Source organism: Solidesulfovibrio carbinolicus (genome assembly GCF_004135975.1).
GTDB classification, from domain to species: domain Bacteria; phylum Desulfobacterota; class Desulfovibrionia; order Desulfovibrionales; family Desulfovibrionaceae; genus Solidesulfovibrio; species Solidesulfovibrio carbinolicus.
In genome coordinates this window covers 2,470,162-2,484,358 of record NZ_CP026538.1, presented here as the reverse complement: position 1 = coordinate 2,484,358, position 14,197 = coordinate 2,470,162, and the positions used below count along the sequence as shown (strand labels likewise).

Annotated in this window: 13 protein-coding genes; 6 read left to right on the top strand and 7 right to left on the bottom strand. The window is 63.9% G+C overall.

What is annotated here, in order from left to right; translation table 11 throughout:
- Window positions 1-86: 86 nt before the first annotated feature.
- From C3Y92_RS11115 to C3Y92_RS11085, 7 genes are all read right to left on the bottom strand, one after another.
- Window positions 87-1,790 (bottom strand): sigma-54 interaction domain-containing protein, encoded by a 1,704-nt coding sequence (locus C3Y92_RS11115; protein WP_129352516.1) that lies wholly within the window; start codon window positions 1,788-1,790, stop codon window positions 87-89.
- A 244-nt stretch (window positions 1,791-2,034) separates the two neighbouring features.
- Window positions 2,035-2,754, bottom strand: coding sequence for an N-formylglutamate amidohydrolase (locus tag C3Y92_RS11110; protein ID WP_129352514.1), 720 nt, complete (start codon window positions 2,752-2,754; stop codon window positions 2,035-2,037).
- Window positions 2,720-3,985, bottom strand: coding sequence for a carboxylate-amine ligase (locus C3Y92_RS11105; protein ID WP_129352512.1), 1,266 nt, complete (start codon window positions 3,983-3,985; stop codon window positions 2,720-2,722). Before C3Y92_RS11105 ends, C3Y92_RS11110 begins: the two co-directional genes overlap by 35 nt.
- Window positions 3,982-5,451 (bottom strand): RimK family protein, encoded by a 1,470-nt coding sequence (locus C3Y92_RS11100; protein ID WP_129352510.1) that lies wholly within the window; start codon window positions 5,449-5,451, stop codon window positions 3,982-3,984. Before C3Y92_RS11100 ends, C3Y92_RS11105 begins: the two co-directional genes overlap by 4 nt.
- The gene (locus tag C3Y92_RS11095) at window positions 5,451-6,212 is read right to left on the bottom strand and encodes a C39 family peptidase (protein WP_235669463.1); all 762 of its coding nucleotides are present in this window, start codon (window positions 6,210-6,212) and stop codon (window positions 5,451-5,453) included. The genes C3Y92_RS11100 and C3Y92_RS11095 overlap by 1 nt, the downstream gene beginning before the upstream one ends.
- Window positions 6,213-6,305: 93 nt before the next feature.
- Entirely contained in the window at window positions 6,306-7,286 is a 981-nt protein-coding gene (gene fliM, locus C3Y92_RS11090; RefSeq protein WP_006919667.1) for a flagellar motor switch protein FliM, read from the bottom strand.
- Between the two features lie 160 nt (window positions 7,287-7,446).
- Window positions 7,447-8,028, bottom strand: a complete 582-nt coding sequence (locus C3Y92_RS11085) for an outer membrane beta-barrel protein (protein WP_129352506.1) — start codon at window positions 8,026-8,028, stop codon at window positions 7,447-7,449.
- A gap of 436 nt (window positions 8,029-8,464) precedes the next feature.
- Here C3Y92_RS11085 and C3Y92_RS11080 point away from each other — a divergent pair, with 436 nt between their 5' ends.
- The 6 genes from C3Y92_RS11080 (at window position 8,465) to C3Y92_RS11055 (ending at window position 14,015) form a co-directional block, all read left to right on the top strand.
- Window positions 8,465-9,091 carry a class I SAM-dependent methyltransferase gene (locus tag C3Y92_RS11080; RefSeq protein ID WP_129352504.1) on the top strand — a complete coding sequence of 209 codons (627 nt, stop codon included), beginning with the start codon at window positions 8,465-8,467 and terminating at the stop codon, window positions 9,089-9,091.
- A 45-nt stretch (window positions 9,092-9,136) separates the two neighbouring features.
- Window positions 9,137-10,408 (top strand): glutamate-5-semialdehyde dehydrogenase, encoded by a 1,272-nt coding sequence (locus tag C3Y92_RS11075; protein WP_268932642.1) that lies wholly within the window; start codon window positions 9,137-9,139, stop codon window positions 10,406-10,408.
- 9 nt (window positions 10,409-10,417) lie between these two features.
- Complete coding sequence (nadD, locus tag C3Y92_RS11070) at window positions 10,418-11,101, top strand: nicotinate (nicotinamide) nucleotide adenylyltransferase (protein ID WP_129352500.1); 684 nt, start codon at window positions 10,418-10,420, stop codon at window positions 11,099-11,101.
- 16 nt (window positions 11,102-11,117) lie between these two features.
- Window positions 11,118-12,326, top strand: a complete 1,209-nt coding sequence (locus C3Y92_RS11065; RefSeq protein WP_129352498.1) for an alginate O-acetyltransferase AlgX-related protein — start codon at window positions 11,118-11,120, stop codon at window positions 12,324-12,326.
- Window positions 12,327-12,516: 190 nt separating this feature from the next.
- On the top strand, window positions 12,517-13,578 hold the full coding sequence (locus C3Y92_RS11060) for a hemolysin family protein (protein WP_129352496.1): 1,062 nt from the start codon (window positions 12,517-12,519) through the stop codon (window positions 13,576-13,578).
- 23 nt (window positions 13,579-13,601) lie between these two features.
- Complete coding sequence (locus tag C3Y92_RS11055) at window positions 13,602-14,015, top strand: cytochrome c maturation protein CcmE (protein WP_129352494.1); 414 nt, start codon at window positions 13,602-13,604, stop codon at window positions 14,013-14,015.
- Window positions 14,016-14,197: the final 182 nt, after the last annotated feature.

Here is a 14,197-nt window from a genome sequence, read left to right as displayed (position 1 = left end):
AATGATAGGCAATAAGCCGCCAAACCGGATAAAACGAAAAAACGTTTATCCCGGTCCTGGCCGCAAATGGCTGATGCAGAAGTGAATCAGGAGCGGGAAAGGCCGTAGCGCTTGAGCTTGCGCACCACTGTGGCCTGGCTCACCCCGAGATGGGCGGCCATCTCCCGGGTGGTGCGGCAGGCGGCCATGGCCTCGCGCAGACGCCGGATGGCCGTTTGCTCGGTGGAATCGGCCAGGGGACGGGGGCCGGACGGCGTGTCCACCGCCGGCGGCGTGTCGCCGGCCAGGGCTTCGATGAGCGCGTCGGTAAGGTCGTCGTCGTCGCTCATGACAAAGGCTTTCTGGATGATGCTGACCAGTTCCCGGACGTTACCAGGGAAGGCGTAGGCTTCAAGCTGGCGCATGGCCCGGGCCGAGAGGCGCTTGGCCTTGCCGTGGCGGGCGTTTTGCTGGGCCAGGTAGAATTCGGCCAGGCCGAAGATGTCCTCGCGGCGCTCGCGCAGGGGGGCGATGCGCACCACGAAGGTGTTGAGGCGATAATAGAGGTCGGTGCGGAACTGGCGGCGCTCGACCAGGCCTTCCAGGTCGCAGTTGGTGGCCGCCACCACCCGGCATTCCACGGTGCGGGCCTCGGCCCCGCCCAGGCGGCGCAGCTCGTGGTCGTCGAGGTATTTGAGCAGCTTGGCTTGGATGCCCAGGGGGATGTCGCCCACTTCGTCGAGAAACAGCGTGCCCCCGGCGGCCAATTCGATCAACCCCGCCTTGCCGGCCTCGCGCGCGCCGGTAAAGGCCCCTTTTTCATAGCCAAAAAGTTCGGCCTCGAACAGGTTTTCCGGCACGGCCGGACAGTTGATCTGAATAAACGGCTTGGGCGAACGGGGGCTGACCTGGTGCAGAAATTTGGCGAGCAGACCTTTGCCGGTGCCGGATTCGCCAAGCAGCAAAACCCGTGAGGCGTCCATCTGGGCGAGCTTTAAAAGGGTGCGCAAGGTGCGCTGCATCTGGCCGCTTTGGGCCACGATATCCTTCTGGGAAAGCTCGAAAAGCGACAACTCGGCCAGTTCGCTGCGGTAGCGTTCTTCCACCTTGCGGGCGTTTTGAAGCCCTTGCCTGAGATTTTGCAATTCCGTCACATCGCGCTCGTTGACCACCACCAGGGCCACCTCGCCCTGGTCGCCCAGCACCGGAGTGGCCGTGACCAAGAGCTGTTTGCCGGTCTTGGTGATGTGCTGGATCATGCTCGACTGGCGTTTGGTTTCAAGCACGTCCAGGGTGGCCGAGCGGTCGACCATGCGCTGGGCCACGATGCAGGACACGTTTTTCCCGACGTAGTCCTCGGCGTTGACGGAATTGAGGCGTTCGGAGGCGGCATTGATGGAGAGGATGGTTCCCGAGCCGTCGCAGATCCAGATGCCGTCGGACACGGAATCGAGAATGGCCCCCAAGCGGCCTTCCATGGCCGGATGGGCTTCGCCGGCGCAGGGGCGGCAGATGCAGGTGGCTCCGACCACCCGGCCGTCGCGGCGGATGGGAAAGGTGGTGGCGACCACGGTCTTGGAGCCGACATTGAGGCGATCATAGACCACCTCGCCCGTAGCCAGGCATTTGGCCATGGGCTGCCAGAGATCGGGCCGGGCCAGGGGCAGGGCCGCGCCGGGCGTGGCCACCTCGGGCCCGAACATGGAAAGCGCGGCGGGGTTGACGTTGGCCACCCGGCCGTCGGCGTCCACGGCCAGCACCGGCCGTTCAAGGGAACCCAGGATGTCGGGCACGGAAAAAGGGGCGGGCATGGGCTGTCAAGGCTCCCTGGGCGCGTTGTTTGGCTGGTAGGAAGCCTTTTACTGCCACGAAAAAGGCTTCGGAGGCAAGGAAGACGCCTGGACAGGAGGGCGTGGGAGGCGCGGTCACGGACGCTTCGGCGGGCAGTGGTGATGGGCGATCACTGGGCTGGCCGCGCCAGACTTAACGGCAATGATCCCGGAGGCAGCTGGCCACCGTCGCAAACTGTCTCCAACCCATTTGTCCGGCGCGCCGTCAGCGGCAGGACGCCGCGCGTCCAAGGGTCCGCTGCAGCGCGTCGGCCAACGTCTCGCCAATGCTCGCCAGCGCTTCCGCCCCGCCCAGGGCGAAGCGCTGGTTCACTTCCAGTTCCACGCCGAGATAGCGCTCGCCGAAACGACGCCGCAAGGCCGTGACCAGCCCGTCGGACACGCCTTTGTACGGGTAGTTGCGCCGCAGGATCAGGTCGCCGTCCAGACAGGCCAGCTCACGCATCCACGCGCGGCAGAAGGTCTTTTCAGAGCTTCGCCCGGGGTCGTAAAGAAAGCCTACGTCGCAGTGGCGCGTAACACCCCCAAGACGCGGGGTGAAGCTGTGGCTGGCGATGTGCAGCACCGTGCGCCCGGCATCAATCCCCTCGGCCACGAGGGCGGCCACGGCGTCGCGGTGGGGATGGTAGTACGTGGCAAGGATGGCGTCCTTGTCCCGGCGCGGCAGGCCCTTGGTTGCCTCGGAAAAAAGCCCGGGATGCCCGAGCGAACGGTTAAGGTCCACGAGCATCCGGCTGGTCGTGGAAAAGAGCAGCGGCGCGTGGGCGGCCCGGGCGAGCCTCCGGGCCGTTTCCAACGCGCCGAGATCGTGCCCCCGGTGGCTGGCCAAGGCGTCGCGCCAGTCGCCAAAAAGCGGGGCATAGGCGGCGGGGATGTCGGCCCCGCCGTGCTCACAGGTAATAAGGAGCGCCCAGGATGCCGACATTGAAGGGCTCGTTTTGCTCCAGGCAATCGGCCAACTGGCCGTAGACCCGGCGGATGGTCGTCGGGCGATAGTCGCCGTCCACGGCGGCCAGGATGCGCCGGGCCAGACTCGACTGATCGACCAGCACAGCGAGACTCTTTTCCCAGTCCGGGTCGAAGACCATGGTCGGCAACGAACTCATGGCCAGCCGCCGCCAGATGACGCGGGCCGGAATCCAGGACGGGGCGTAGACGCCGAAAAGGCGCGCGTATTCGTCGGGCACCTTGGCCCGGCCGGCGTTTTCGATGGTGGCGTTAAATATCGTGGCCAGCTCGCTTGTGGCCCAGGCTTTTTGCTCCTCATAGGTGGACCAGCGTTCCTCCACCAGCCCCTTGAGGGCCGAGACCACGACGTCGGCCAGGGCGAAGTCGGCGGCCGGGCATTCCTGGGTGTCCAGCACCCGGATTTCGATGGTGGAGCGCTCAAAACGCGGGATGGCCCCCCGGGCGTTGAGGAAATCGCCGCGAAGCACGCCCTTGGGGTCCAGGGGCGCGATGTCGCGGTACAGCGGCTCCAGGATGCGCGCGTGGTATTCGTCGATGGAAAAGACGGCTTCGGGGATCACCGCGCCCATGACCGCCGGCACCCGGTCGGCGTTGTGGGCATAGTGGCGCATCCGCGCGTCGAGCCAGGGCGTGGCCTTGCCGTCGAGGATGGGCGTGGAGGCGGCCAGGGCCGGCATGATGGGCATGAGCACGCGGATGGCGGCATGGAGCCGGCCGAACTCGTCGTCGCCGGCAAAGGGCAGGTTCAGATGCATACTTTGCAGATTGGCCCAGCCATGGCCCTTGCAATTGAAGATGGCGTCGAAGGCCTTGTAGATTTCGCTGCTCTCGTGGGGCCACAGCACGGTTTCCGTGAAGGGGTCCATGAGGGGATGGGCGCCGGTGGGGAGCAGGCGCGCCCCGTGGGGAGCCAGCAGTTCCTCGGCCTTGGCCACGCTGGCGGCAAAGGCGGCGGACAGGCCCTTTAACGTCTTGGCGGGCTTGGTGACCTTCATCTCCAGCACATGGGCCACCAGTTCGTTGGACCAGGTGACCGGCCCCAGCTCGGCGTCGGAGGCGTCCGGGACGCCGGCGGCGGCAGCCAGCAGCTTGTCGGCAATGGGCCGGACCGCCAAGGTCTCGCGGTCCACGATCATGTATTCGATCTCGACGCCAAAAGCGGAAAAAAGCGGTCTGGCCTTGCTCATACGTTGAGGCTCCCGGTTTTGCGGCGTTCGATGCGTTTGAGAAAGACTTCCACCACGCGCAGGTACAGTTCGTCCTGCAGCACCTCATCCTCGAAGCCGGCGTCGATGTTGGGATTGTCGTTGACCTCGATGACGTAGACCTTGTCTCCCACTTGCTTGAGGTCCACGCCATAAAGCCCGTCGCCGATGGCCGCCGCCGCCTTGAGCGCCGCGTTGACCACCTTCTTGGGGGCCTTGGCCACGGGCAGGGTCTCCACCCGCCCGTAAACGTCCTTGCCGGACTTGCCCTTGCGCAGGATCTGCCAATGGCCCGAGGCCATGTAGTACTTGCAGGCAAAAAGCGGCCGCTTGTCCAGCACCCCGATGCGCCAGTCGTATTCCGAGGGCAGGTATTCCTGGGCGATGACCAGATCGGACTTGGACAAAAGCCGCTTGGCCTCCTGCATGAGCGCGTCGGATTCGCGCACCAGCACCACGCCCTGGGAAAAGGCGCTGTCGGGCTGCTTGAGCACGCAGGGCAGGGGCAGCTCTTCCAGGATATGGTCGATATTCTTGCAGTGGGCGATGACCGTGCGCGGGGCCGGAATTTTCAGGCGCGACAGCACCTCGGCCAGATAGACCTTGTTGGAGCAGCGCAGGATGGATTCCGGGTCGTCGATGACCACCAGCCCTTCGGCCGCCGCCTTGCGGGCCATGCGGTAGGTGTGGTGGTCCACGTTGGTGGTTTCGCGGATGAACAGCGCGTCGAATTCCGAGAGGCGGTTGGAATCCTCGCGGGTGATGATCTCGACGCCAAGGCCCAGATTCTCGGCGGCCTTGACGAAACGCTTGATGGCCCGGGCGTCGGAGGGCGGGCGTTCCTCCTCGGGGTCGTGGAGGATGGCCAGATCGTAGCGGCTCACTTGGCGCTTGGGGATGGTGAGCTTTTTGCCGGTGAAGTAGTCGGTGGACACGGCCTCGGCAAAGTCGCGCTCTTCCTCGGGGATATCGCGCAGTGACAGAGGCGAGACGTTTTGCAGCTGCCAGCCGTTTTGCCAATTGCAGTCGGCCCGCAAAAACGGCGTGGGAAAGAGCTTGAACAGCCGCGAGGCGAGTTGTTCCAGGCCCTTTTCCGGCGTTTTGCCGAAATAGGCGGAGAAGCTTATTTTTTCTTGGGGCCTGTCGGCCAGGGCCCGTTCCAGGAGTTCGGCCAGTTCTTCCGAAGCCAGCCGGATGATGCCCACGGACTTCATGTCCTGAATGGCCGTGATGGACGGGATGGGCTTGTGGCCCCGGGCTTCGGCCAGAAGCGACACGTAATAGCCCATGGACTGGTAGCGGAAGGAGCGGCAGAGGTTGATGATCTTGACCCCGCGCAGGGCGGTGAAGGCCTCGTCGGCCAGATAGCTGCGGGCGGCGACGGGTTCGACGCCGGAAAACACCAGGGAACAGTCCTCGGGGTTTTCCATGACCACCAAGACAGACACTAGAGACTCCTTTGCCGGTCCTCGGACCGGCTTTTCTTTCGGGGCGAAAGCACGAGCAGATTGGCGTCGTCGGTGATGACGCCAAGCATGACGGCGCAGACCAGATGGTTAAGCGTCACCTCGTAGTACTGGCTGCGGCTGATGGGATTAGGCAGGAGCGGATCAGCGATATGGGTGACGCGGGCCGAGGAATCGTAACCGTTTATCACCACGAAATGCCCGGACGGCTTGCCGCGCAAGTCGTCGAACACGGTCTTGCCGGCCACGTCGCGTTCGCGCGGGGTGCGGTAGAGATAGGTGGCGGACAAGCCGGCCAGGATAGGCCGGCCGCGCTTTAATATGTCGCGGATAAGCGGCGCGGTCAGGTCCTCGAAACGAATCTGGCCGCCCAGGCGCAGGAATTCCAGATAGGCAGCCGAGGCCTGATGCAGGCGGCGGCCGGTTTTGACGGCCAGCTGTTCGGTCAGTTTGGCCGACAGATCGACGCCCGGGGCGAACCAGGTAACGTCAAAGACCGAAAGATCAAAGGTGTAGAGCTTGGCCTTGTAGCCGCGCCGCAGGGCATGGCAACCGAGATAGGCCCCAAGCGTCCCGCCGCCAGGCAGGGTGGGAGCCTCGGCGATGACGTCCTCCAGGGGAAGGCGGTCGCCGTAGTAGCCGTAGACGGCGTGCAGGCAGGTCGGCCCGCAGGTGGCGTCGTCGGGCTGGGGCAGGATGGACAGGGCCAGGGTTTGCGGTTCCACGGGACGGGAAACTATCACGGTCGCAAGGATGTGACCATGACGCATTTGCAAGGTTTGTGAAAAATTGAACTATTGGAAGCGGTTGTCAATGCTCAAAAAAACGCGGCAAGGCTATTCAAGGCGAATCTCTTCTTCCTTGACGATCTGGAAGGCCTTGTTGGACTTGACCAGCCCCGGGATGCCCTGGAACTTGCGCACACCCTGGATCTCGGCTTCCAGCAGCTCGTCCACGTCGTTTTCAAGCATGAGGATGTCCCCGGGCTTGAGCGACAACAGCTGACGGCCGGTGATCTGGGAGCGGCCAAAGCGCACGAGCAGCTCCACGGGCGTTTCCATGAGCCGTTCCTTGAACCGGGCGATCCAGGCATGGTCCACTTCCAGGCGTTCGGTCTGGAAGGAGGCGTAGAGCTTGGAACGGATGGGCTCGATGGTGGCATAGGGCAGGCAGACGATGAGCGAGCCGATGGCGTTTTCGAGCTCGACCTCGAAGGTGACGACCACGACCACGTCGCTTGGCGGCACGATGGCCGCGAACTGGGGATTGACCTCGCTGCGCACGAGTTCGATGTGGACCTCGTGGACGGGCTGCCAGGATTCCTCCATGTTTTCCAGAGCGATGCGCACCACGCGGTTGATGATGGCCTGCTCGATGGGGGTGAAATCCCGGCCCTCGATCTTGGGCTGAGAGCCGGCCCCGCCGAAAAAGCTCTCCACCATGGCGAACACGAGCCTGGAGTCGACGACGAGGATGGCGTTGCCGCGCAGCGGATCAAGCTTGAAAATGTTGATGGAGGTGGGGACGGGCAAGGAGCGCATGAAGTCCCCGAACTTGGACATGTCGATGGAAATGGGGTTGACGTCGGCGCGCTTGCGCATGGCGTTGGCCATGGCGTTGGAGGCCAGGCGGGCGAAGCGGTCGTTGATGATTTCCAGAACCGGCATGCGCCCGCGGATGATGCGGTCCTGGTTGGACAGGTCGAAGACCACGACCCCGGAGTCGTCCTCCAGAATGTCGTTTTCCGCTTCGATCTCGCCGCCGGATAAGCCCCGAAGCAGCGCATCGACTTCGTCCTGATCGAGAATTTTGCTCATGCCCGCACCTTTCGGCCGTTTATCGGCCCACTATAGGGCTATCGGCGCGAAATGAAAAGGGAGGCGTGCAAACGAAAACCGGCCGCCCGTGTGGGGGCGGCCGGATCCTTCCTCCGGGGGCGGCCCCGGTCACACGGGCGTGGCGAACGCCCGGGGCTGGCTAGAAGCTGACATTAAGGCCCAGCGTGCCGCCGAAGGCGTTGATGCCCTGGTTGTTGAACTGGCCGATGTGGAGATACTTGACCGATCCCTTGAGGCTCAGTTGCTGGGTCAGGGAGTAGGTCGCTCCGATCTCGCCGTTTTCGGTCAGGTTGTTCTCGAAACCGTTGTACGGGGTCTTGGCGTCGGCCCACAAGCCGCCGAAGCCCGCGCCGGCGAACATGGTGGCTTGGCTCGTGGCCACGAAATGCCAGCGCAGGTTGAAGTTGGCCCCGATGCCGTTGGCCGGGTCGGACTTGTTGCCGTAGCCCAGGGCGGTCTCGAAGCGCTTGTTTTGATCGACGTAGACGCCCATGCCTTCGGCTTCCACGGCGAAGTTGTCGAAGACGTAGTAATTGAAGGCGCCGCCGTAGGTCATGATGGAGTTGACCCGGGCATTGGTGGTTCCGTAGGCGCTGAACCGGGGTTCGAAGTTGAAGCTTCCGGCCGAGAAGTTCTGGGCCATGACCCAGCCGGCCGTAGCGGCCAGGGTCAGGCAGACGGCGGCGAGAACGAGCATCAGTTTTTTCAGTAAAGCATCCATAGCCTTCTCCCTGTAGGGCGGATTGATTGACGCAAGGTGGTTTTCAATTGTCATGCCAACGGTTTATGTGTTTTATTATTAATAAATTCAGCAAGATGGCATAAGTCGCCTTGCCCTGGCGGGACCAAACCCCGACAAAAGGTGTTTGTTTTTTTAAAAAACTGAAACAAAAGCGGCGCGTTGACACGCCGTCGCAAGACGGTTTGCCTGAGCAGGGGCAGAAGCCTTGCATCGCCAAACAGCATGTTTCGTTGTGCGCCCACCCGGCATATCCTGCGACAGTGACGCCGGACTCCACTGCCAACCTGCGCCAGGCGCTGCGGCGTGTTGTCCCCGAGGGGACGGGTTTCGCACCAATTTGTTGGCAATGAAGGAATGGGCCGAGAAGGCCGTAAAAGCGCTGGGCGGAGCAGGGCGCTTTGGCTATAATGCTTTCATGTATTGGGAAACCGCCGCCGCCGTGCCGTCTTCGTTGGAACTTGTCCCGGAAGTGCGGGCGTGCATTGGCCCGCGCGACCATATTATTGATTTGGGCTGCGGCCCGGGCCGGACCCTGGACGGACTGCGCCGGGGCGGGCTTGGGGCGTCCCATGTCGGGGCCGACTGCAATCCGCCGAGTCTGGCCCTGGCCGCAGGGCTTGGGCTGGCCGTGGTCCGGGCGGACTTGACCGCCTTGCCCTTTGCCGACGGCGCCTTTGACGTGGCCGTGCTCCAGGCGGTCATGACCACGCTGCCGACGCCGGCGGCCCGGTTGGCCGTGCTGGCCGAAGCCCGGCGAGTGGTCACGGGACTCTTGTGCCTGGGCGATTTTCTGCGCAATCCCGATCTGCCGTATTACCGAGCCCGGTACGAGGCCGGTCTGGCCGAAACCGGCGAGGCCGGAAGCTTCCTGGTGCGCGAGGGTGGGGTCGTGCTGTATCAGGCCCACCACTTCACGTTTGGAGAGCTTGAAGGGCTTTTGTCGCAAGCGGGCTTTGGCGTGGTCCAGGCCGTCTTTGCGCCGGTCAAAACCCGTAGCGGCAACATTGTGGCCGGCGTGTCGCTGGCGGCAAAGGCGCTTTGACTTTCCGGGGCCAAGGGGCTATCAGCCTACTTTTTGCGCCCTATCCTGGAGGTTCTCATGAGCGTTGCCGCCGACATGGAAGTCATGGCCCGAAAGGCCAAGGAAGCGTCCCGGGCCATGGCCGCCGCTTCCGGCGCGGCCAAGGACGCCTTTTTGGCCAGGCTGGCCGAGCTGCTGGAAACCCGCCGCGAGGGGGTGCTTGCCGCCAACGCCGCTGACCTCGAAAAAGCGCGCGCGGCCGGCCTGGACGCCCCGCGCCTGGACCGCCTGACGCTTACCCCGGCGGTCATGGACGGCATGGCCAAGGCCTGCCGCGAGATCATCGCCCTGCCGGACCCCGTGGGGGCCATCGAGTCCATGCGGCCCCGGCCAAACGGCTTGCTCGTCGGGCGCATGCGCGTGCCCTTGGGCGTTATCTGCATGATCTACGAATCCCGGCCCAACGTCACCATTGACGCCGCCATCCTGTGCCTCAAGGCCGGCAACGCCGTCATTTTAAAGGGCGGTTCCGAAGCCCTGGCCTCCAACCTGGCTCTGGCCGGGCTGTTGCGTGAAGCCCTTGAGACTTCGGACCTGCCGGCCGACGCCGCCCAGCTCGTGCCCACGGCCGACCGGGCCGCCGTGGCCGCCCTGTGCAAGCTCGACGAACTCATTGACGTCATGATCCCGCGCGGCGGGGAAGGGCTCATCCGGGCCGTGGTCTCCCAGGCCACCATGCCCGTGCTCAAGCATTACAAGGGCGTGTGCCACGCTTACATCGACAGCGGAGCCGACGAGGCCCGGGCCGAGACCATCGTGGTCAACGCCAAGGCCCAGCGCCCGGGGGTGTGCAACGCCCTGGAGTGCCTGCTCGTCCATGCCGATGCCGCGCCGACCTTCTTGCCCCGCATTGGCGACGCCTTGCGCCGGGCCGGCGTGACCATGCGGGCCTGCCCGCGCGCCCAGCCGCTTCTGGGCGAAGGGGCTGGGCCGGCCGCGCCCGAGGATTTCGGCCACGAGTTCCATGACCTCATTTTGGCCGTCAAGGTCGTTGACTCCCTTAACGAGGCGCTCACCCACATCCACCGCTACGGTTCCGGACACACCGAAGTCATTCTCACCGAGAACCATGACCGGGCCATGGATTTCCTGCGTCGGGCCGACGCCTCCATGGTCGGCGTCAACTGCTCCACGCGGTTCAACGACGGCGGCGAACTTGGCTTGGGCGCGGAGATCGGCATCTCCACCTCAAAGCTCCATTCCTACGGTCCCATGGGGCTGGTGGAACTGACCAGCGCCAAGTTCGTGGTGCTCGGCCAGGGGCAGGTGCGGGGCTAGCGAAGCGGCATGTCCGGGGCCAGGATCGGCATTTTCGGCGGGACGTTTAATCCCGTCCACGTCGCCCATGTCCGGGCCGCCATTGAGGTGGCCGAGGCCTTGGGGCTTTCCGCCGTGGAATTTATTCCTTCCGCCCGGCCGCCCCATAAGCTCGGCGGCAAGCTGCTGGATTTCGAGCTGCGCGCCTCCCTGTGTCGGGCCGCCGTGGCCGGCATCCCGGGGTTTTCCGTCAATCTTCTAGAAGCCGACCGGCCCGGGCCGTCCTACACCTGCGACACTTTGGCCGAGCTGGCCGCTTCGCGTCCGGGGCAGGATTTCTGCTTTATCCTCGGCCTGGGCGACCTGCTCTGCCTGCCTTCCTGGAAAGACGGCCTGGGCCTGGGCCGACTGGCCGATCTGGCCGTCCATTCCCGGGAAGGGCAGGGGATCGAGGCTTTCACGGCATTTCTGACCACCCATGCCCAGGGCATGGGGGCCACGCCCACGGCCGATCCGGCCGTCTGGACGCTGCCCGGCGGCCACGCCGCCCGTTTTGTGCCCATCACCCGGCTTGACGTCAGCGCCTCGGACATCCGGGCCCGCTGGCGGTCCGGCCGTCGCATCGACGGACTGGTCTGCCAGGCCGTCTTGTCCCAACTTCTCACCAACGCCGAGACGCTGCGGACCGCCTGGGGCCGCGCCGTATCGGCCTGACGTACGGACGCACGCCTTGCAAAGCCGATCTTCTTTTTTTTGCCGCGTTATCGCCTGCCTGGCCTCGTGCCTGTTTCTGACCATGCTGGTGCTGCCGACGGCGGACAGGTATTTCGCCTTAGCGCCCAAGGGCACCATCGCCGAGACCGATACCGCGCCCTTGCCGTCGGTCAGCGCCGATCCCGCCACCTGGGGCCGCTGGTTCAATGCCCTGCGCCGGGGCTATCTCGACCGTCGCTACAACCTGCGCGGCCTGCTCATCAGCTGGAACAGCTACATGGACACCTTTGTTCTGGCGTCCACCACGCCGTCCTCCAAGGTCATGGCCGGCAGGGAGCATTGGCTGTTTCTAGCCCAGGACGGGGCGTTTCGCAATGTGATTGAGGACGCCCGTTCCCCCGAGGATCTGCCTGCCGCTTCGGTGGACCTGCTGGCCACGGAACTGGAGCATCGCCGCCAGTGGCTGGAGGAACGCGGCATCCGCTATCTGGTGATCCTGGCCCCCAACAAGAATTCCGTTTATCCCGAGATGTTGCCCGAGGCCTTGCGTCCGGTGCGGCCGAAAAGCCACCGCGAACAGTTCGTGGAAGCCGTGCGGGCCAAGGGGCATGTCGAAATCATCGACGTCACGTCGGCTTTGCTTGAAGAAAAAAAACAGCATAACGTCTTTTACATGACCGACAGCCACTGGAACGCTTTCGGCGCTTACGCCGCCTACCGGCAGATCATGGGACCCGTTGTTCGGGATTTTCCGGAGGTCAAACCCTTGCCGCGTGAACAGTTCCGGGTGGAACAGTACGCCTGGATGGCCGGCGACCTGGCCTTCATGATGGGGCTGTCCGATTATTTGAAGGAAGATCGGGTGTTGCTTTTCAACAAGGAATGGTACAAGGCCCGGGGCGCGTCCTACGACGGCCCGGTTGATCCGCACTATTTCGAAGTGCCGCAGTATTCGTTCACCGGCAACGCCAAGCTGCCCACGGCCGTCATCTTCCACGATTCCTTCTGGTGGGAGCTGCTGCCGTTTATGGCCGAATCCTTCAGCAAGGCGCTGTATGTCTGGCTCAAGCCCCAGTCCGAAATGGAGCTGCGCTTTTTCGACAAGGCGCTTATTGAGCGTGAGAAACCGGACATGGTCATTGAGGAGTTCACGGAACGCTACATCATTCCGCCGCTCAAGGGCGGGTTTCGGATCAAAAACGACACGGCTGCCATCAAGGAATAACGGACCAGTGGCCTTTACACCGGCGCGTGAGTTCGTATAAGGGATTGAAGACCCAATCTATCGCGGACAATCCGCCTGGAGTTTTGTCTTTTTCCATGGAACACGACACTTCTTCGTCATCTCCTGACGCCGATGCTTCCGAACCCGCCAACGCCGACCCGGCCAAGCGCCCCGGGACCGGAGGCGGATCGTGTTGACCCTGGCTTTGGCCGTCGGCTTGGCCGTCGTGCTGTCGGCGTTTTGCTCCATGAGCGAGGCGGCGCTCTATTCCGTGCCTTGGAGCTGGATTGAGCGGCTGCGCAAAAGCGGCCGGGCTTCGGGAGAACTCCTTTTCGCCCTGCGCAGCAACATTGAAAAACCCATCACCGCCGTCCTGACGCTCAACACCATCGCCAACACCGCCGGCGCGGCCGTGGCCGGCGCGGCGGCCGCCTCCGTGTTCGGCGCCGAAGATCTCTGGCTATTCACCGCCATCTTTACCGTCGTCATCCTCATTTTCGGCGAGATCCTCCCCAAAACCGTGGGCGTGGCCTACTGTCGGCCGGTTTCGGCCTTCATCGCCCGGCCCATGAAAATGCTGATCCTGGCCCTTTTGCCTATCATCTGGGCCGGCGGGTTCCTTGCCAGGCTGGTGTCCGGCCGCCGCAAGAACCCGGTGTCCTCGGAAGAGGACCTGCGCGCCGTGGTGAGCCTGACCCGGCGCGAGGGGATAATTAATCCCCTGGAGGAACTCTCCATCACCAACATCCTGTCCCTGGACCGCAAGACCGCCAGCGGCGCCATGACGCCGCGCACGGTGGTTTTTTCCCTGCCGGCCGAGATGACCGTGGCCGAGACCCGGGGGCAGGGCAAGGGCGTGTGGCCCCACAGCCGCATCCCGGTCCACGCCGCCGACGATCCGGAAAACATCGTCGGCATCGTCTACCGACGCGAGGTCCTCGAAGCCCTGGCCAACGATCAGGACGACAAGCGCTTGTCCGACCTGGCCAAGCCTGTACGCTTCGTGCTCGACACCATGACCCTGGACCGGGTGTTGGTAAAATTCCTGGAATCGCGTATGCATCTTTTCGTGGTGCTGGACGAATACGGGGGCGTATCCGGCGTCATCACCTTGGAAGATGTCTTGGAAGAGATATTGGGGAAGGAAATCATTGACGAAACCGACCAGGTGGCGGACATGCGCGAACTGGCCCGGACCCGACGTGAGGCGCTTTTGCGCCAGCGCGCCCGGGACGATGCGATGCCGTCCTAATCTTCAACCTATCGGGTTTTGCCATGGCGAAAAAGAAGAACACTCCCATGTATCTCGTGGCCTTGGCCCTGTTTCTCGGGGGCCTGGGCTATCTGCTGTATTCCGGCCTGGGTGAGAACACCGCCTATTTCCTCAATGTCTCCGAAGCGTTGGCCATGCCGCCCAAGGAGCTGTCCAAGGCTCGGCTTTTCGGCACCGTGGCCGATGAGGGCATTGACCGGCCGGCCGACGCCCTGGGCGTCAGTTTCACGCTGCTGGACAAGGAACAGACCGCCAAGACCATTCGTGTCGATTTCAAGGGCGTGGTGCCCGACACCTTCAAGCCCGGCGTCGAGGTCATCGTGGAAGGTGGCGTCAATCCCGCTTCCGGGGCTTTCGCGGCCAGCACGCTCATGACCAAGTGTCCCTCCAAGTACCAGAAGGAAAACCGAGGCTAACCCACAGCCCCGGCCACGGGTCCGCGAAGCCGGCCGCAGGGCCGCCCCGAGCGCCTGCCGCCTTGGCGGCGACGCGCGACCGTCCCATGCTCAATTGCCGCGAAACCGCTTGCCATCCCCTGGCGTTGTCGGCTCGACGCCCTGTGTCTGTGCCGCCGTCGTCCCCGGGGACCCTATAGAGG

Coding starts and splice junctions, on each gene's coding strand:
- C3Y92_RS11110 (WP_129352514.1), bottom strand. CDS start 2,754: ATGTCGGCATCCTGGGCGCTCCTTATTACCTGTGAGCACGGCGGGGCC.
- C3Y92_RS11115 (WP_129352516.1), bottom strand. CDS start 1,790: ATGCCCGCCCCTTTTTCCGTGCCCGACATCCTGGGTTCCCTTGAACGG.
- fliM (WP_006919667.1), bottom strand. CDS start 7,286: ATGAGCAAAATTCTCGATCAGGACGAAGTCGATGCGCTGCTTCGGGGC.
- C3Y92_RS11105 (WP_129352512.1), bottom strand. CDS start 3,985: ATGAGCAAGGCCAGACCGCTTTTTTCCGCTTTTGGCGTCGAGATCGAA.
- nadD (WP_129352500.1), top strand. CDS start 10,418: ATGTCCGGGGCCAGGATCGGCATTTTCGGCGGGACGTTTAATCCCGTC.
- C3Y92_RS11055 (WP_129352494.1), top strand. CDS start 13,602: ATGGCGAAAAAGAAGAACACTCCCATGTATCTCGTGGCCTTGGCCCTG.
- C3Y92_RS11080 (WP_129352504.1), top strand. CDS start 8,465: ATGTATTGGGAAACCGCCGCCGCCGTGCCGTCTTCGTTGGAACTTGTC.
- C3Y92_RS11085 (WP_129352506.1), bottom strand. CDS start 8,028: ATGGATGCTTTACTGAAAAAACTGATGCTCGTTCTCGCCGCCGTCTGC.